Origin of the sequence: Pantoea sp. EKM103V (assembly GCF_011800365.1) — a bacterium.
Classification (GTDB): Bacteria; Pseudomonadota; Gammaproteobacteria; order Enterobacterales; family Enterobacteriaceae; genus Pantoea; species Pantoea anthophila.
The window spans coordinates 489229-507900 of record NZ_JAALFQ010000001.1 but is presented as its reverse complement, the minus strand read 5'-3'; the positions used below and the strand labels follow the sequence as shown (position 1 = coordinate 507900).

General features: G+C 54.8%; 12 protein-coding genes. 4 read left to right on the top strand and 8 right to left on the bottom strand.

The features are described from left to right. Nucleotides 1–49: 49 nt before the first annotated feature. The 3 genes from cmk to serC all read right to left on the bottom strand — a co-directional run bounded on the left by cmk (nucleotide 50) and on the right by serC (nucleotide 3389). On the bottom strand, nucleotides 50–736 hold the full coding sequence (gene cmk, locus HFD97_RS02510; RefSeq protein ID WP_009091111.1) for a (d)CMP kinase: 687 nt from the start codon (nucleotides 734–736) through the stop codon (nucleotides 50–52). Nucleotides 737–934: 198 nt separating this feature from the next. Further along, the gene (gene aroA / locus HFD97_RS02505; protein WP_167431053.1) at nucleotides 935–2221 is read right to left on the bottom strand and encodes a 3-phosphoshikimate 1-carboxyvinyltransferase; all 1287 of its coding nucleotides are present in this window, start codon (nucleotides 2219–2221) and stop codon (nucleotides 935–937) included. Between the two features lie 82 nt (nucleotides 2222–2303). Beyond that, on the bottom strand, nucleotides 2304–3389 hold the full coding sequence (gene serC / locus HFD97_RS02500; protein WP_009091114.1) for a 3-phosphoserine/phosphohydroxythreonine transaminase: 1086 nt from the start codon (nucleotides 3387–3389) through the stop codon (nucleotides 2304–2306). 314 nt (nucleotides 3390–3703) lie between these two features. On the opposite strand from serC, the gene ycaO reads away from it, so the two are divergent. From ycaO to pflA, 4 genes are all read left to right on the top strand, one after another. Beyond that, complete coding sequence (gene ycaO / locus HFD97_RS02495) at nucleotides 3704–5467, top strand: 30S ribosomal protein S12 methylthiotransferase accessory factor YcaO (RefSeq protein WP_009091116.1); 1764 nt, start codon at nucleotides 3704–3706, stop codon at nucleotides 5465–5467. 372 nt (nucleotides 5468–5839) lie between these two features. Further along, entirely contained in the window at nucleotides 5840–6700 is an 861-nt protein-coding gene (focA, locus tag HFD97_RS02490; RefSeq protein ID WP_167431054.1) for a formate transporter FocA, read from the top strand. 72 nt (nucleotides 6701–6772) lie between these two features. Further along, a complete protein-coding gene (gene pflB, locus HFD97_RS02485; RefSeq protein WP_009091120.1) occupies nucleotides 6773–9055 on the top strand; it encodes a formate C-acetyltransferase in 2283 nt (760 codons plus the stop codon). 164 nt (nucleotides 9056–9219) lie between these two features. After that, entirely contained in the window at nucleotides 9220–9960 is a 741-nt protein-coding gene (pflA, locus tag HFD97_RS02480) for a pyruvate formate lyase 1-activating protein (protein WP_009091122.1), read from the top strand. 53 nt (nucleotides 9961–10013) lie between these two features. On the opposite strand, the gene HFD97_RS02475 is transcribed toward pflA, so the two are convergent. The 5 genes from HFD97_RS02475 to HFD97_RS02455 all read right to left on the bottom strand — a co-directional run bounded on the left by HFD97_RS02475 (nucleotide 10014) and on the right by HFD97_RS02455 (nucleotide 18615). Next, a complete protein-coding gene (locus HFD97_RS02475) occupies nucleotides 10014–11165 on the bottom strand; it encodes an MFS transporter (protein ID WP_058957478.1) in 1152 nt (383 codons plus the stop codon). Nucleotides 11166–11484: 319 nt separating this feature from the next. After that, nucleotides 11485–12777 carry a serine--tRNA ligase gene (serS, locus tag HFD97_RS02470; RefSeq protein ID WP_046101518.1) on the bottom strand — a complete coding sequence of 431 codons (1293 nt, stop codon included), beginning with the start codon at nucleotides 12775–12777 and terminating at the stop codon, nucleotides 11485–11487. Between the two features lie 92 nt (nucleotides 12778–12869). Next, nucleotides 12870–14213: a replication-associated recombination protein A gene (locus tag HFD97_RS02465; RefSeq protein WP_167431055.1), complete on the bottom strand. Its 1344-nt coding sequence runs from the start codon at nucleotides 14211–14213 to the stop codon at nucleotides 12870–12872. 7 nt (nucleotides 14214–14220) lie between these two features. Further along, nucleotides 14221–14832 carry an outer membrane lipoprotein chaperone LolA gene (gene lolA / locus HFD97_RS02460; RefSeq protein WP_009091130.1) on the bottom strand — a complete coding sequence of 204 codons (612 nt, stop codon included), beginning with the start codon at nucleotides 14830–14832 and terminating at the stop codon, nucleotides 14221–14223. Nucleotides 14833–15009: 177 nt separating this feature from the next. Beyond that, on the bottom strand, nucleotides 15010–18615 hold the full coding sequence (locus HFD97_RS02455; RefSeq protein WP_167431056.1) for a DNA translocase FtsK 4TM domain-containing protein: 3606 nt from the start codon (nucleotides 18613–18615) through the stop codon (nucleotides 15010–15012). Nucleotides 18616–18672 lie beyond the last annotated feature (57 nt).

The following is an 18672-nucleotide window of genomic DNA, read 5'->3' as shown; positions in this document are numbered from 1 at the left end:
TGTTTCACATGCCCTGCACCGGATCCGTGGTACAGGGTTATTAATTCAGTTAAGCCGGGATGCCCAGCTTTTCGCGGGCATAGTGTAGCGCTTTTTCAATGACCTGGTCGATAGACATCTCAGTCGAGTCTAATACCAGTGCATCGCCAGCGGCGACCAGAGGCGCAATTGCGCGGTTACGATCGCGGTCGTCGCGCTCTTTTATCTCGGCTAAAAGGCGGTCAAAGTTAACATTAAAGCCCTTTTCCTGCAACTGTAGCATACGGCGCCGGGCGCGCTCTTCCGGGCCGGCATCCAGGAAAATTTTCACTGGCGCATCAGGGAAAACTACGGTGCCCATGTCCCGGCCATCCGCAATCAGACCCGGCATCTCGCGGAAACCACGCTGGCGGCGCAGTAGTGCTTCGCGCACCCGGGGAAAGGCAGCGACACGGGAAGCGGTGTTGCTCACCTCCTGCGTGCGGATCTCGCCGGTGACATCCTCCCCTTCCAGTATGACCTGCATTTCACCCTTTTGAGAGACAAAGCGCACATCAAGGTGTGCAGCAATCGGCACTAACGCCTCTTCCGAATCGATATCCACCTGATGATGCAATGCGGCTAACGCCAGCACGCGATAAATAGCACCGGAGTCCAGCAGATGCCACTGCAGCGATTCTGCCATGGCTTTGCACAGGGTTCCTTTCCCCGCGCCACTTGGCCCATCGATAGTTATGACCGGGGCAGTTACTGTCATTATTCCCTCCTGTTGCTGCGTGCTTCATGGCCTGTCGGCCACCCTTAATGGTTAGCATTATACGCTGCATAGCCGTGCTTGGTTACCCTTTCGCACTGAGCGGCTGGGAAAATTTAGTCAAATAAGAGGATATCCGGGCGATTAAAGCCAGATTGAATCAGGGAAAATCCGGTGCGGGAACGCACCGGAGAAGGTCTGTCAGGCACGCAGGCTGATTTTCTCAAGCTGCACAAAATAGTCCGGGAAGGTTTTTGCCGTACAGCCTGGATCAAGAATGGTGACCGGCGTATCAGAGAGCGCCACCAGAGAAAAACACATCGCCATGCGGTGATCGTTATAGGTGCCAATATCCGCATGAATCAGTGTCGCTGGCGGCGTGATGCGGATGTAGTCATGGCCCTCTTCAACCTCTGCGCCCACTTTACGGAGTTCAGTGGCCATCGCGCTCAGCCGGTCGGTCTCTTTTACCCGCCAGTTATAAATATTACGTAACTGCGTTGTCCCTTCTGCAAACAGTGCCGTGGTCGCAATGGTCATCGCCGCATCCGGGATATGGTTCATATCCATGTCGATCGCCTGCAGTTTTCCGGCGGTGCAGGCAATATAGTCATCGCCCCACTCAATGCTCGCGCCCATCTTTTCCAGCACGTCAGCAAAACGGATGTCACCCTGCATACTCTTACGTCCGATACCGGTGACCCGAACTGTTCCGCCTTTAATCGCGGCGGCGGCCAGGAAATAGGAGGCGGAAGAGGCGTCGCCTTCGACCAGGTAATCCCCTGGCGACTGATACTGCTGCGCACCTTTGATCAGGAAGCGTTGATAGTGCTGATTTTCAACGTCGACGCCAAAGCACTGCATCAGATTGAGCGTGATGTCGATGTAGGGTTTCGATACCAGATCGCCTTTAATGGTGATGCAGGTGTCCTGCTGAGCCAGCGGCGCAGTCATCAGCAGTGCCGTCAGGAACTGACTGGAGACGCTGCCATCCACACTGACGTCACCGCCGGTAAACCCCCCGCGTAAACGCAGCGGCGGATAGTGTTCGTTTTCCAGATACTCAATGGTCGCCCCACCCTGACGAAGCGCATCCACCAGATGGCCGATTGGGCGCTCTTTCATGCGTGGTTCGCCGGTCAGTTCGACATCGTGCTGACCCAGGCAAAGCGCTGCTGCCAGCGGGCGCATTGCGGTTCCAGCATTACCCAGAAACAGCGACAGCGGTTGTGCGGCATGCAGCGGGCCGCCATTCCCCGTCACTTCACACACGGTGCGATCGTCTGAAAGCGTATAGCTGACACCCAGTGCGGTCAGCGCATTCAGCATGTGTTTTACATCATCGCTGTCGAGTAAATTGGTGAGTCGGGTGGTGCCTTTTGCGAGTGCAGCCAGCAGCAGTGCACGATTGGAAACGCTCTTGGAGCCAGGCAGATTTACCGTGCCGTCGACGCGCGCAATCGGTTGGAGAGTCAGGGAGTCCTGCATGTGAAACGAAATCCTCAAAAAATACAGAGACCTCGTCGCAGGACGAGGTCTGGCATCAGCATCAGCGCTGATATCTTATCGGTTAGCCGTGACGGCGTTCAAAATCGACCATGAAATCAGTCAGGGCCTTAACACCTTCCAGCGGCATCGCATTATAAATAGAGGCGCGCATACCACCTACTACACGATGTCCTTTAAGCGCATGTAATCCATTCTTAAATGACTCTTCCAGGAACAGCGCATCCAGTGAGGCATCGGCCAGCTGGAAAGGAATGTTCATCCGCGAGCGGTTTTCTGTCGCCACATCATTGCGATAGAAGTCGCTGCCATCAATCACACCGTAAAGCAGGTCAGATTTTGCCTGATTGATGCGATCAATTTCAGCTACACCGCCTTTCTCTTTCAGCCACTTAAACACCAGACCCGAAAGGTACCAGGCAAAAGTCGGTGGCGTGTTAAACATGGAGTCGTTATCGGCCAGAACTTTGTAATCGAGGATAGAGGGAACAGAGCTGTGTGCCTGACCCAGCAGATCTTCGCGTACGATGACCAGCGTCAAACCAGCCGGGCCCACATTCTTCTGCGCGCCGGCATAGATCACACCGTAACGGCTGACATCAATCGGACGTGAAAGAATGGTAGAGGAGAAGTCAGCGACAACGGTTTTGCTGCCAAAATCTGGCTGTTCATCAATAGCGATGCCGTCGATGGTCTCATTCGGACAGTAGTGCAGGTAAGCGGACGCTTCGCTGACGGCCCATTCGCGCATCGGCAGAATGGCACGTTTACCGTCACGGGTTGTTTTGACATCCAGCGTGCGCGGGGAGCAATACTTTTCCGCCTCTTTAATGGCACTGTGCGCCCAGTAACCGCCATCAACATAGTCGGCCGTTGTCGCTGAACCCAGCAGATTGCCCGGCACGGCAGCGAACTGCGCACGTGCGCCCCCATGACAGAATAAAACTTTGTAACCGGCCGGGATTTTTAGCAGATCACGGAAGTCCTGTTCGGCTTCCTCAGCCACCTGAATAAACTCTTTACTGCGGTGACTGATCTCCATTACAGAGGTACCCAGACCGCGCCAGTTCGTCAGTTCCTGTTCTGCACGACGGAGCACTTCTACCGGTAGCATCGCCGGGCCAGAGCTAAAATTATAAACCTGCGTCATTTCCCCTCACCACTGTCATATCGAACGGTTATGAATAATCATCCGGTTTTATCACTGCATTCTGATAGCTGCAATCATAAATCAGGAGGCGGTCACATTTTCTGACTCTGCCGCGCCGGATGTTATGTTACCAATGCAAACCTGCACGAAATTTTGTGAGGCGCCGTTCAGCACGATAAAAGTGCGTCTGGCCGGTAAAGCGAAGTAATGGAAAACTACGGCGGTAAATTTATCCCGCCCTGATAGCGGTCTTCAGGCAAAATCCGTATCATGGCGCGCTTTACGCACCCTATGACAACTGAGAGAGCGGCACTATGACGCAAACATTTATCCCGGGCAAAGATGCCGCACTGGAAGACTCCATTGCGCGTTTCCAGAATAAGCTGCAGGATCTTGGCTTTAATATTGAAGAAGCTTCCTGGCTGAATCCTGTTCCCCATGTCTGGTCTGTGCATATTCGCGACCGCGATTGCCCGCTCTGTTTTACCAACGGCAAAGGCGCCAGTAAAAAAGCGGCGCTGGCCTCCGCGCTGGGCGAATATTTTGAGCGTCTCTCAACGAACTATTTCTTTGCTGACTTCTGGCTTGGAAAAAAGATCGCGAACGGCGATTTTGTTCACTATCCCAATGAAAAATGGTTTGCTGTCCCTGAGGATGAATCCTTACCTGAGGGGATTCTGGACCCGCGTCTGCGCGCCTTTTACGATCCAGACCAGGCGCTGACGGCGTCCGGATTAATCGATCTGCAGTCCGGTAATGCTGAACGGGGCATCTGTGCCCTGCCGTTTACCCGCCAGTCCGACCAGCAAACCGTTTATATCCCGATGAATATCATTGGTAACCTCTATGTCTCTAACGGCATGTCGGCGGGTAACACGGCCAATGAAGCGCGTGTTCAGGGGCTCTCTGAGGTGTTTGAGCGCTACATCAAAAACCGCATTATTGCTGAAGCTATCAGCCTGCCGGCGATCCCGGATGAGGTGATGCAGCGCTACCCTGACGTGATCGAAGCGATTGCCCGTCTTGAAGCGGAAGGTTTCCCGATTTTCGCCTACGATGCCTCGCTTGGCGGTAAATATCCGGTGATCTGCGTGGTGCTGTTTAACCCGGCCAACGGGACCTGTTTTGCCTCCTTTGGGGCGCATCCCGATTTTGGCGTTGCGCTGGAGCGTACCGTCACCGAGCTGCTGCAGGGCCGGAGCCTGAAAGATCTGGATGTGTTTACCCCACCGACGTTCGACGATGAAGAAGTCGCCGAGCACGCCAACCTTGAAACCCATTTCATTGATTCAAGCGGCCTGATCTCCTGGGATCTGTTTAAAGAGACGGCGGATTATCCCTTTGTGGACTGGTCCTTCGCGGGCAGTACTGAAGAGGAGTTTGCCACACTGATGGCGATCTTTGCTTCAGAAGATCAGGAAGTCTATATCGCTGACTATGAGCATCTGGGTGTCTACGCCTGTCGCATCATCGTGCCTGGCATGTCTGATATCTATCCGGCAGAAGATCTCTTCCTGGCAAATAACAGCATGGGAGCGGGCATACGTGAAACCTTGCTGGCACTGCCTGACAGCAACTGGAATCCGGAAGAGTATCTCGATTTAATCGGGCAACTGGATGACGAAGGTTTCGATGACTTTACCCGCGTCCGCGAGCTGCTGGGTCTGGCCACCGGTAAAGATAACGGCTGGTCGACGCTGCGTATCGGTGAATTAAAGGCGATGCTGGCTCTGGCAGGTGGCGATCTCGAGCAGGCCCTGATCTGGACAGAGTGGACAATGGAATTTAACAGCTCTGTCTTTACGCCAGAGCGGGCAAATTACTACCGCTGCCTGCAGACCCTGCTGCTATTAGCGATGGAAGATGAGCGTGACCCGCTGCAATACCATCATGCCTTCACGCGGATGTATGGTGAAAGCGCAGTGGAAGCCGCCTCGGCCGCCATCAGTGGTGAACAGCCGTTTAACGGACTTCAGGCGGTTGATGATGAGCTGCTGGCATTCCCGGCTCATCAGTCTCTGCTTGCGGCTTACGAAAAACTGCAAACGGCCAAACGCCACTACTGGAAAAACGCGTAATTCCTGACGCGTCAGCGGGTCGACAGTCGATCCGGCATGGCACTGCATTTACCGGGTGCCATGTTATTTTCTTTTCATGAAAACATTAGCTGCATTAAATACCTTTCCTGCAACATCCCATTGTTTTATTTAACATACGGATGACCAATAAGTTACAAACGCCATTCCGGACAGGCAATCACAGACCTGACATTAAAATAATCCTGCATATTTTAAAAAATATTTAATTTAATAAATTCAATAATTTAAAACAAAATCATTCGTTTTTCCTGTGACAAAACGGTTACCGTTCCGGCAAACATGATCCACATCAATTACTTGCTACTACTCCTTTGTTACTATTTTTTCAGACAACTTCTGGAGTAAGTTAGTGTGAAAACTGACAACCCTTTTAATCTATTACTTCCGGCCGCAATGGCAAAAGTTGCTGAAGATGCCGGAATTTATAAAGCCACCAAACACCCCTTTACCACTTTCTTTCTGGCGTTAACCGCTGGCGTATTTATCTCAATCGCATTCGTTTTTTATATCACAGCCACCACCGGCAGCGGCACAATGCCCTATGGCATAGCCAAACTGATTGGGGGTATCTGCTTCTCACTTGGCCTGATGCTGGTCGTCGTGTGTGGTGCCGATCTCTTCACATCGACGGTCCTCATCGTTGTGGCCAAAGCCAGTGGACGTATTAGCTGGGGCCAGCTGGCACGTAACTGGATCAACGTTTATGTCGGTAACCTGGGCGGTGCCCTCTTCTTTGTCGCCCTGATGTGGTTTGCCGGACAACATATGGTTGCTAACGGTGCCTGGGGATTAAATGTGCTGCAGACCGCCGATCACAAAATGCACCACACCTTTATTGAAGCGGTCTGCCTGGGCACATTGGCTAATCTGCTGGTCTGCCTCGCGGTCTGGATGAGTTATTCCGGCCGTAGCCTGACCGATAAGCTGGTGGTGATGATTCTGCCCGTTTCGATGTTTGTAGCCAGTGGTTTCGAACACAGTATCGCCAACATGTTTCTGATCCCCTATGCCATTACTATCCGCGACTTTGCGACACCTGAGTTCTGGCAGGCGGCAGGGGCGACGGCAGCACAGTTTCACTCACTGACCGTCACTCACTTTATCCTCGACAACCTGATCCCCGTAACCCTGGGTAACATTATTGGCGGCGGCGTTCTGGTTGGTCTGACTTACTGGATGATCTATCTCCGTAAAGGTGACCCGGTACACTAAACGTATTTTTGATGGCACAGCCCATCCGCTGTGCCTGACCGTAACAGTCTCTTCATCTAAGGCAGGTATAGTATGACCGAACTTAATGCAAAACTGGCCACAGCATGGGAAGGATTTGCTGAAGGCGAATGGCAGAATAGCGTCAACGTGCGCGATTTCATTCAGAAGAACTACACCCCTTATGAAGGTGATGAGTCATTCCTGGCGGGTGCGACTGAAGCCACTACCAAATTGTGGGAAAGCGTGCTGGAAGGGATCAAAATTGAGAACCGCACCCACGCGCCTGTCGACTTTGACACCGATCTTGCTTCAACCATCACCTCACACGACGCTGGCTACATCATCAAGCCACTGGAAAAAATCGTAGGTCTGCAGACTGAAGCCCCTCTGAAGCGCGCCATTATTCCTTATGGCGGCATCAAAATGGTGGAAGGCTCATGCAAAGTTTATGGCCGTGAGCTTGATCCTTCACTGAAAAAAATCTTTACCGAATACCGTAAAACCCACAACCAGGGTGTGTTCGACGTCTATACACCCGACATCCTGCGCTGCCGTAAATCCGGTATTCTGACCGGTCTGCCGGACGCGTATGGTCGCGGACGTATCATCGGTGACTACCGTCGTGTCGCGCTCTACGGCATCGATTTCCTGATGGCGGATAAATTCGCGCAGTTTACCTCACTGCAGAACGATCTGGAGAATGGCGTAAATCTCGAAGCAACGATTCGTCTGCGTGAAGAGATTTCCGATCAGCACCGTGCGCTGGCGCAGATCAAAGAGATGGCGGCGAAATATGGCCACGACATTTCCGGCCCGGCCACCAACGCTGCCGAAGCGGTACAGTGGACTTACTACGGCTATCTGGCCGCCGTGAAATCACAGAATGGTGCTGCGATGTCCTTTGGTCGCGTATCCACCTTCCTGGATGTCTACATTGAGCGTGACCTTAAAGCCGGTAAGCTGACAGAAGAACAGGCCCAGGAGCTGATCGACCATCTGGTGATGAAACTGCGCATGGTCCGCTTCCTGCGTACACCTGAATATGATGAGCTGTTCTCAGGCGACCCAATCTGGGCCACTGAATCCCTGGCCGGTATGGGCGTTGATGGCCGTACACTGGTCTCAAAAAGCACGTTCCGCTTCCTGAACACCCTCTATACCATGGGACCGTCACCCGAGCCGAACATGACCATTCTGTGGTCAGAGAAACTGCCGATTAACTTTAAGAAATTTGCCGCTAAGGTCTCTATCGACACCTCATCCCTGCAGTATGAGAACGATGACCTGATGCGTCCGGATTTCAACAATGATGACTACGCCATTGCCTGCTGCGTCAGCCCGATGATTGTCGGCAAACAAATGCAGTTCTTTGGCGCGCGAGCCAACCTGGCGAAAACACTGCTCTATGCAATCAACGGCGGTGTTGATGAAAAACTGAAAATGCAGGTGGGCCCGAAAGGCGACAAAATCAGCGACGACGTGCTGAATTTCGACACCGTCATGGAGCGTATGGATCACTTCATGGACTGGCTGGCAAAACAGTATGTGACCTCGCTGAACATCATTCACTACATGCATGACAAGTACAGCTACGAAGCGGCACTGATGGCCTTACACGACCGGGACGTCTATCGCACCATGGCGTGCGGTATTGCGGGACTCTCTGTAGCGGCGGATTCACTTTCCGCGATTAAATATGCCAAAGTGAAACCTATCCGTGATGAAGACGGCCTGGCAATTGACTTCGATATCGAAGGTGAATATCCGCAGTTCGGTAACAACGATCCGCGGGTGGATGACCTGGCCTGCGATCTGGTTGAACGCTTCATGAAGAAAATCCAGAAGCTGACCACCTATCGCAATGCCGTGCCGACTCAGTCTGTACTGACCATTACGTCAAACGTGGTATATGGTAAGAAAACCGGTAACACCCCGGATGGACGCCGCGCTGGTGCACCGTTCGGACCAGGTGCTAACCCGATGCACGGTCGCGACCAGAAAGGTGCGGTAGCGTCACTAACCTCCGTTGCGAAACTGCCGTTTGCCTATGCGAAAGATGGTATCTCGTACACCTTCTCCATCGTGCCGAACGCGCTGGGTAAAGATGATAACGTACGGAAAACCAACCTTGCCGGTCTGATGGATGGTTACTTCCATCATGAAGCCAGCATCGAAGGCGGTCAGCATCTTAACGTCAACGTGATGAACCGTGAAATGCTGCTGGACGCGATGGAGCATCCTGAGAAGTATCCACAGCTGACCATCCGCGTTTCCGGTTATGCTGTTCGCTTTAACTCGCTGACTAAAGAACAGCAGCAGGATGTGATTACCCGTACCTTTACTCAGTCACTGTAATCACCGCCCTACCCGCTTAAAAAGGCTCCGCGCGGAGCCTTTTATTTAAAAGTCTGTTCTGGTGGTCGTCTCTGTGAAGGTGTCCACCAGAATCGATTTCCTGCCCTGAGCGCAACAGAGATTGCGCCGTCTGTTACGGCAGACTCACTGGAGAAAACATCGCAATGTCAGTTAACGGTCGTATCCACTCGTTTGAATCCTGCGGCACCGTCGATGGTCCCGGCATCCGCTTCATTACCTTCTTCCAGGGCTGCCTGATGCGCTGCCTTTACTGTCACAATCGAGATACCTGGGATACCCATGGTGGCAAAGAGATCAGCGTCGAGGCCCTGATGGCGGATGTGCTCTCCTATCGCCATTTCATGAACGCCTCTGGCGGTGGCGTCACCGCATCCGGAGGCGAAGCCATTCTTCAGGCTGAGTTTGTGCGCGACTGGTTTCGTGCCTGCAAGGCGGAAGGCATTCATACCTGTCTCGACACCAACGGTTTTGTCCGCCGTTATGATCCGGTGATCGATGAACTGCTCGACGTGACCGATCTGGTGATGCTCGACCTCAAGCAGATGAATGACGATATCCACCAGATTCTGGTGGGCGTGTCGAATCATCGCACGCTGGACTTTGCCCGCTACCTGCAGAAAAAAGGCAAACGCACCTGGATTCGTTTTGTCGTGGTGCCTGGCTATTCCGACGATGATGATACTGCGCACCGGCTGGGTGAATTCACTCGCGACATGGAAAATGTTGAGAAGATTGAGCTGCTGCCTTACCACGAACTGGGTAAGCACAAATGGATTGCGATGGGGGAAGAGTACAAGCTGGATGGCGTGAAGCCACCGAAGAAAGAGACAATGGAGCGGGTAAAAAATATTCTTGCCAGCTACGGACACGAAGTCATGTACTGAGCCATTTAATGCCAGAAAAGGGAGCCAATGGCTCCCTTTTTGTTATTCAGCGATCAGGCATGCGCCACTGGCGTGGCATGATGATTCGCTTTACGCAGCAGCATCACCAGATAGATCAGCGCCACCGTCGCAATCATGATAAACAGTGAGCGATCAGAGTAATTCTGCATCAGAACGGAGGTCATCGCCGGTCCCGCCAGACTGCCGACGGTATAACTCAGTAGCAGCGCCTGATTCATGGCAACCAGTTCATGGTGCGACACCGTCTCACAGGCCCAGGACATCGCCACCGGATAGAGTGTAAAGCCCGCGAGGCCGAGCACAAACAGCGATGGTGCCATTGCGGCATTAGCCAGCATCGCCATCGCCCCCAGGATAACCACAAAGACCTGCACCCGCAGCACCAGCATGCGACCAAAGCGGTCAGCCAGACGACCGATGGGCCACTGACCCACAATCCCGGCACTGACCAGTAACGCCATCCAGTAGCCCACATGAGCATCACTCATTCCCTGATGCGACAGGTAAAGCGGCATCAGACCGTAAAGTGAACCTAAAACGATACCGGAGATAATGCAGCCATTAATGCCAAGGCGCGAGCTGCGGCGACGAAGCATAGGCCAGATGCGGGCCGGTACGGGCTCCGCCGCGTCTGCGCTGGCGGAGACGCGGGTGAAGACCAGCGGCAGTACCGCGCAGAATACCAGCGACGTGACCCAGGGGATCACACTCAGCAACTCTGTTGAGAGTCTGCTGACCAGCAACTGACCGGCCACCGTGCCCAGGTAGTAGACGATCATATAGGCTGCCAGAAGCTGGCCGCGGTTACGCACCGTTCCGCTGCAGAGTAACGCACTCTCAACCACCACCCACATCAGCGCACAGCCCACGCCCGCAATAAAGCGCAGCGAACTCCATGCCCAGAAGCCTTCCAGAGTCGCAAGGCAAAGCGTGGCGACAGCAAAGAGTCCGGTTGCCAGGTAATAGCTGCGATTAAACCCGTAGTGTCTGATCAACCAGCCAGCCAGCAGCGTGCCTGCGAGATTACCGGTGTAATAAGAGGAGCTTACGATGCCCACCTGCCAGGTTGTCAGTAAGTCATGGGTCAGCCACAGTGGAACCAGCGTATTCAGTACGGCGATGGCTACGGTCATTAACATCAGGCCGCAAAGCAGCAAAATCACAGGGCGTGACCAGGTTGACATAGGGGATCGAAACCAGAACAGATAAAGGGAAATTGCGCGCAGTTTGCCACTGGCTTTTTTAAAGTCAATGGGTGCCATTTATCAGCAGCACATTTTGCTGCTCAACCATTTAATTTACTAATCTTCAGTGGGTTACAATCCGACAGGGCATCAGGACCTCAAATGCTATCTCTATGAAAATACAGATTTTTAAGCATTACGGCCCATCTGCTTTCGATAACGTTTATTTGTGATGCATTTGACGCTAATCAGGCTGGGTAGTGAAAACTGCGGGCATAAAAAAACCCGGCTGGCGCCGGGTTTAGTCCGTCAGGCTTGCTCAGCCAATGATCTCAGCGCCATTCATATACGGGCGTAAAACCTCAGGCACAATAATGCGGCCATCTTCCTGCTGATAGTTTTCCAGCACCGCAACCAGGGTACGGCCTACAGCCAGCCCCGAGCCGTTCAGGGTATGAACCAGCCGTGGTTTCTTATCCTGTTTATTGCGGCAACGCGCCTGCATACGACGCGCCTGGAAATCGCCCATGTTCGAGCAGGAGGAGATTTCACGATAAGTGTTCTGAGCCGGTAACCACACTTCAAGATCGTAGGTTTTGGTCGATCCAAAGCCCATGTCGCCAGTGCAGAGTAAAACCTTACGATAAGGCAGGTTCAGCAACTGCAACACTTTCTCGGCGTGCCCTGTCAGCTCTTCCAGCGCATCCATTGAGTGCTCCGGGCTGACAATCTGAACCATTTCCACTTTGTCGAACTGGTGCATACGGATCAGACCGCGGGTATCACGGCCGTACGAACCCGCTTCAGAACGGAAGCACGGCGTATGCGCGGTCAGTTTGACTGGCAGGCTCTCCTCCTCGAGGATTTCGTCACGCGCCAGGTTAGTCAGCGGCACTTCTGCAGTCGGAATCAAGGCATAGTGGCTGCTGTCTGATTCTTCTTCCAGCGGGCGGGTGTGGAACAGATCTTCGCCAAATTTCGGCAGCTGTCCGGTACCGTAAAGCGTTTCGTGGTTAACCAGATAAGGCACATAGGTTTCCAGGTAGCCATGCTGCTCAGTGTGCAGGTCAATCATAAACTGACTTAGCGCACGGTGCAGGCGGGCAATCTGTCCCTGCATCACGACAAAGCGCGAACCAGTCAGTTTTACGGCGGCCGCAAAATCCAGGCCTTTGGCTGCTTCACCCAGCTCAACGTGATCTTTAACCTGGAAATCAAACTGACGCGGGGTTCCCCAGCGACTGACTTCCTGGTTTTCGCTGTCATCTTTACCCAGCGGCACTTCGTCTGCCGGAATGTTCGGCAGTGCCAGCGCAAAGTCACGGATTTGATTCTGCAGTTCATCCAGTTCTGCTTTTGCGGCATCCAGGCGTTCGCCCAGCGCGTTCACTTCCTGACGCAGCGGCTCGATATCTTCCCCACGGGCTTTGGCCTGACCGATGGATTTGGATCGGGAGTTACGCTCTGCCTGCAAATTCTCTGTTTCTACCTGCAGGACCTTGCGACGCTCTTCCAGCGAACGCAGCGTTTCCACATCCAGTTTATATCCCCGGCGTGCCAGTTTTTCTGCGACTGCGTCTGGCTCGTTACGCAGCAGATTGGGATCGAGCATGCTTATCCTGTGTTTAAAAAGTTGGTTGAAAGAAGGGACGCACTCCGGTGGAATGCGTTGAAAACATTGCCCACATTACCGTAACGTCTGTTTCAGCGGTAGCGTTTTGTCGGGCTATTTTGATCCTGTTCAGCCAGCCAGCTTAGCTTTTCGCCAATCTTGCCCTCAAGCCCGCGCTGGGTGGGACGGTAATAGCGCGCGTCAGCCAGTTCCGGCGGGAAATAGACTTCACCTGCGGCATAGGCGTTGGTTTCATCATGGGCGTAGCGATACTCTTTGCCGAGCCCCATCTCTTTCATCAGCTTCGTTGGCGCGTTGCGCAGGTGTTCCGGCACATCAAAATCCGGATGGTCACGGGCATCCCGCATGGCGGCCTTGAAGGCGGTATAAACGGCATTACTCTTCGGTGCACAGGCCAGATAAACAATCGCCTGTGCAATGGCGCGCTCCCCTTCTGCCGGGCCTACGCGTGTGAAACAGTCCCACGCGGCAATAGCGACCTGCATCCCGCGCGGATCGGCATTGCCGACATCCTCAGAAGCGATAGCCAGTAACCGGCGCGCCACATAGAGCGGATCGCCCCCGGCGGTGATGATACGTGCATACCAGTAGAGCGCCGCATCAGGCGCAGAGCCACGTACGGATTTGTGCAGCGCCGAAATCAGATCGTAAAAGCGGTCACCTTTGTTGTCGAAACGCGCCGAACGCTCGCCAGACACTTCATTAAGCAACTGAGGCGTGAGTTCCCGCTGGCCGGATGCGGTGGTTTCGGCCATATCGGCCATCATCTCCAGCGTGTTCAGTGCCCGACGCGCATCGCCATTTACCAGCTCAGCGATCATTCTGCGCGTGTTGTCCGGCAGGTCAATATCTGTATCGCCGTAGCCGCGCGCCTTGTCCTGCATCGCCTGATCCAGCACCTGCTCGATATCTTCCAGCGTCAGGGATTTCAGCAGATAGACGCGGGCGCGTGACAGCAATGCCGAGTTGAGTTCAAAAGAGGGGTTTTCTGTGGTGGCACCAATAAAAGTAATGGTGCCATCTTCGATGTGGGGTAAAAAAGCATCCTGCTGGCTTTTGTTGAACCGGTGCACCTCGTCCACAAACAGGATCGTCCGCCGCCCGGCCTGCTTATTCTGCCTGGCACGCTCAATGGCCTCCCGGATCTCTTTAACCCCGGAGGTCACGGCTGAGATACGCTCCACATCGGCATTGCCATAGTGCGCAATGATTTCAGCCAGCGTGGTCTTGCCGGTCCCGGGGGGCCCCCAGAGGATCATGGAGTGCAGGTGCCCTGCCTCAATGGCACGCGGCAGCGGTTTACCGGCACCCAGCAGATGTTGCTGACCAATGTACTGTTTCAACGTTTCTGGCCGCATACGCGCGGCCAGAGGTTTGAAATTTTCGGTGGAAAAATCCAGGGACAGGTTACTCACCGTGACCTCACTGACGTTGGTCGTCCACCGTCACGCCTTTTGGCGGTGTGAACGTGAATTTGTCCGGGCTGATTGCACCATTCTGCTGACTTTTCAGCTGATAATCGCTGCGCTGCCCATCCTGTTCGACCGCGCTGAAGCGATTGATGGTTCCGCCAGGCGTTACCTGAATCGTAAACTGTTTCAGATTGCCGTCACTGCTTTTCGGCGTCAGTTCGAAATTGTCGCCCTGCTGTTTGATGTTGTACTGCTTCCAGTCATTGGACTGGTTGCGGGCAATCAGCATAAACGGCGTATTGCTCGTCGCATTCTGCAGCAGGCTGACCGTCGCCTGTTCAACAAACGGGTTGTAGAACCACAGCGATTTGCCGTCAGAGATGATGATGCTTTCGTCCGGGGCGGTCATATGCCAGTTAAACAGGCTGGGACGCTTGACCCACAGCTCGCCTTCACCATCCTGCACGCTGGCGCCACTACTGTCCGTGACTTTTTGTGTGAAGCTGGCGTGGAAGCTGCTGACCTTATTCAGGCGCTGTTGCAGATCACTGGACGCATCAGCCAGCACGCTGGCTGAAGCAAAGGTGGCCAACAGGCCCAGAGCGATTACGCGTAATTTCATCTGCTTCAATTCCTTATTTAAACGTTCCCATCGATGACTGCTTTAAGCCTGGTCGCCGTTCCGCCATCAGGATAGAGGAAAAAACCGAAAGCTGATTCAGATATGGGGGATAAACCGCATAAAAACAATGAGCCAGTCGGAACTGGCTCATTAAGACGTGTTACAACCTGTTAACCGTTACATATCGTGTGGCGGTGGCGACAGCACTTCACGGTTGCCATTGTGTCCGGGTGCAGAGACGATACCCTGCGCTTCCATCTGTTCAATGATCCGTGCCGCGCGGTTATAGCCGATGCGGAACTGACGCTGCACGCCTGAAATCGACGCGCGGCGTTTGTCGATGACAAAGCTGACAGCCTGATCGAACAGCGGATCCAGCTCTTCATCACTCTCCATTCCACCGGCACTTTCGCTCTCTTCGCCCGCCGTAATATTTTCGATATATTGCGGACGGCCACGCGCTTTCCAGTCCTGAACCACTGCGTGCACTTCCTGGTCGCGAACAAACGCGCCATGAACACGAATCGGTATTGAGGAGTTTGGCGGCATGTAGAGCATGTCACCCATACCCAGCAGCGACTCTGCGCCACCCTGATCGAGGATGGTGCGCGAGTCGATTTTGCTGGAAACGGTAAAGGCGATACGTGTCGGGATGTTCGCTTTAATCAGACCGGTAATAACATCGACAGAAGGACGCTGTGTGGCCAGCACCAGGTGAATACCGGCAGCACGGGCTTTCTGTGCCAGGCGCGCAATCAGCTCTTCAACCTTTTTACCGACCGCCATGATCAGGTCAGCAAACTCATCGACCATCACCACGATGTAAGGCAGTTTCTCCAGCACCGGCGGCGTCATATCCATGCTGTCACCCGGCTTCCAGAACGGATCAGGAATCGGCCGTCCCATCGCTTCCGCCTGCTCAACTTTTTCGTTGTAGCCCGCCAGGTTACGCACGCCCAGCGCCGACATCAGCTTGTAGCGACGCTCCATCTCACCCACGCTCCAGCGCAGCGCATTCGCCGCATCCTTCATGTCGGTTACCACTTCCGTCAGCAGGTGCGGAATGCCTTCATAGACCGACAGTTCGAGCATTTTCGGGTCGATCATGATGAAGCGCACTTCTTCCGGCGTCGCCTTGTAAAGCATGCTTATGATCATGGCGTTTACGCCCACCGATTTACCGGAACCGGTCGTACCGGCAACCAGCAGGTGAGGCATTTTCGCCAGATCGGCGACGACTGGCTGACCGGCAATGTCTTTACCCAGCACCACAGCCAGCGGAGAGGTATTGTCACGGAATTTAGGACAATCCAGTACTTCACGCAGATAGACGGTCTGACGATGCTTGTTAGGCAGTTCCAGACCGACATAAGGTTTGCCTGGGATGACTTCCACCACACGCACCGCGACTGTCGACAGTGAGCGAGCCAGGTCGCGTGACAGGTTGGAGATACGTGCCGCTTTCACACCCGGCGCCAGGTCAAGCTCGAAACGGGTAATGACCGGCCCCGGTGAGATGCCGACCACCTCCGCCTTGACGCGATAGTCACCCAGACGCGACTCCACCAGGCGGGCAGTCTGCTCCAGCGAGAACATATCTACCGGCTCTTCCTCTTCCGGCGGTGCGGTCAGCAGATCCAGCGAAGGCAGCGGCGTGGAAGGTTTCTCCAGCGGCTGCTCATGGCGCATCAGGAACGGGTGGATCAGGCTGTCATGCAGTGACGGCTTCGCTTCTTCAACCGGCTGAACCGGTGCTGCTGGCGAACCATAATTGGGCGCAGCATTGTCTGCAGCCGGTGCACTATAAGCAGGAGCCGCGGGCGCAGCGTAGGCTGATGCAGAGGGGGCCGGAGCCTGAGGCGCGGCCGGGGCGCTGTAAGCAGGCGCAGCATAATCCGGCTCAGGCGTTGCCGCTGGCGGAGCATAGGCGGGCTCTGCCGGCGCATAGTGTGGGGGAGCAGGAACCTGAGCCGGAGCCTGCGGTTCTGACACCTCACGCACCTGCTGCCAGGGTTCATGTGAAACCGCCGGCGCTTCCGGTTCCGGCGTAGCGGCAATGGTGAACAGCGGTTCAGACGGGCCTTCATCAACCAGATCTTTCATTGGCGAAAAATCAAAGGCTGACGCGGTATCCAGATTAAAGACCGGTTCTTTTCGCTCTTGCGGTTCATAGCGCTGCTGCTGCTGTTCGGCGAACTGCCGCGCCAGGGCGGCCTGCTGCTGCGCCTCCTGTTCTTCCTCATCATCCTGCTGCCAGCCGGCGCCATACCGCTGCTGCTGTTCAGACTGGAAGGCCTGGCGCAGTTCAGCCTGCTGCTGCGCTTCTTCTGCCTCCTGAGTCGGAAGATCGGATGCAGCCGCAGTCGATTCAGCGCTTTCCGCTTTCGCTTTCTCTTCAGCCATACGCTGAGAAGGTAACTTAATACCATACGAGGCCAGCTCACGGCGGGTAGGCAGTTTTACCGGATTAGGACGCGGCAGTGCCGGGCCAATACCCTGCTTAACCTGCGGATTCAGATTCGTTTCAGGTGCCAGGTCAAAGACCGGGGCCGTGCGCGTCGCGGTTCGGGAGGCGGCGGCAGCGGCGGTGACCGCGGCTGTTGCGGCGGGCACCACAGGGTTGACCGGCGTGTCGCGCCAGTTCCCCATTTTCGGCTCATCATCGTCACAGGCACTGAACGCCGGAACCGCTGGCGCCTCGTCAGGCATTTCAAAGTGATAAAGCGGAGGTGCGGCAGCAGGCGCAGATGCACTCTGCGTTGCCGTCGGCGCAGACGCTGCCGCATAAGCAGTGGCGCTCTGAGCCGGTGCCGGCTGCACAGGCGCAGCTGGCTGCGAGGCCGACAGGCTTTCTGCTGCTGGATGCACCGCTGATGGCGGCACGGCTGCAGGCGCCGCGGACGCAGCAGTTCCTGGCGTTGCCGCTGCAACAGGCGCAGCCGGAGTCAGCAGCACATCGGCTGCTTCTGCGGTAGTGGCGACGGCCGCGCTGGTGGCTGCGGCGGCTTTAGCCAGCAACGGATCCTGCTCAGACGGTGAGGGTTCAGTGGCTTTTCGGGGGGCAGACAGCAGCACATCATCATCCTGATCGCCGGTATGCAGCACAGGTGCGTCATCATACTCACGCGAATCCTGTTCATCCTCTTCCTGCCAGGGTTCATCGTGACGGGAGCGGTTGCTGGCAAAGGTCAGCACGCCCATCACGACCCCACCAATTCTCTCGGCGATAGTGAGCCATGACCAGCCAGTGTACAGCGTGATACCAGCCGCCCAGACGCAGAGCAGCATCAGCGTGCCGCCAGCCGGACTGAACCAGGGAGCGATGGCATTACTCACCAGGCTGCCGATCACCCCGCCTGAGGCAAAGTACCAGATATCATCTGCGTTGAGTGCCGCCATGCCACAGGTGGTGACCACCAGCGCAAGAACGCCGATCAGGCGCAGCCCGACAGCAAAGTAGTCAAAATAGTCCTGATTATCGCGCTGACGGAAGGCAATCCAGCACAGACCCAGGATAACCGGCGGAATGGCGTACGCCATTACACCAAAGATGAAAAGTAAGGTGTCAGCCAGCCAGGCACCGACGCTGCCGCCGATATTGTGGATAGGTTCATGCCAGGCCGTTTGCGACCAGCTCGGGTCGGAAGGGTTAAAACTGACCAGTGAAACCATCAGGTAGATGGCAAACAGCGCCACCAGAATGAGCAACGCTTCCAGCAGACGACGTCCACTGCTCAGCGACTGTAACGTAACGTCTTTATCTTCTGTATATTCCTGGCTCAAGAGGACTCTCCAGGTGCCTGTAAAGTAAGAAGCAACAGCGTCGGGCAAGCCCGACGC

Bases quoted from the DNA above. Each gene is read 5' to 3' on its own strand.
- cmk (WP_009091111.1), bottom strand. From the start codon at position 736: ATGACAGTAACTGCCCCGGTCATAACTATCGATGGGCCAAGTGGCGCG.
- aroA (WP_167431053.1), bottom strand. From the start codon at position 2,221: ATGCAGGACTCCCTGACTCTCCAACCGATTGCGCGCGTCGACGGCACG.
- serC (WP_009091114.1), bottom strand. From the start codon at position 3,389: ATGACGCAGGTTTATAATTTTAGCTCTGGCCCGGCGATGCTACCGGTA.
- ycaO (WP_009091116.1), top strand. From the start codon at position 3,704: ATGACGCAAACATTTATCCCGGGCAAAGATGCCGCACTGGAAGACTCC.
- pflB (WP_009091120.1), top strand. From the start codon at position 6,773: ATGACCGAACTTAATGCAAAACTGGCCACAGCATGGGAAGGATTTGCT.
- pflA (WP_009091122.1), top strand. From the start codon at position 9,220: ATGTCAGTTAACGGTCGTATCCACTCGTTTGAATCCTGCGGCACCGTC.
- HFD97_RS02475 (WP_058957478.1), bottom strand. From the start codon at position 11,165: ATGTCAACCTGGTCACGCCCTGTGATTTTGCTGCTTTGCGGCCTGATG.
- serS (WP_046101518.1), bottom strand. From the start codon at position 12,777: ATGCTCGATCCCAATCTGCTGCGTAACGAGCCAGACGCAGTCGCAGAA.
- lolA (WP_009091130.1), bottom strand. From the start codon at position 14,832: ATGAAATTACGCGTAATCGCTCTGGGCCTGTTGGCCACCTTTGCTTCA.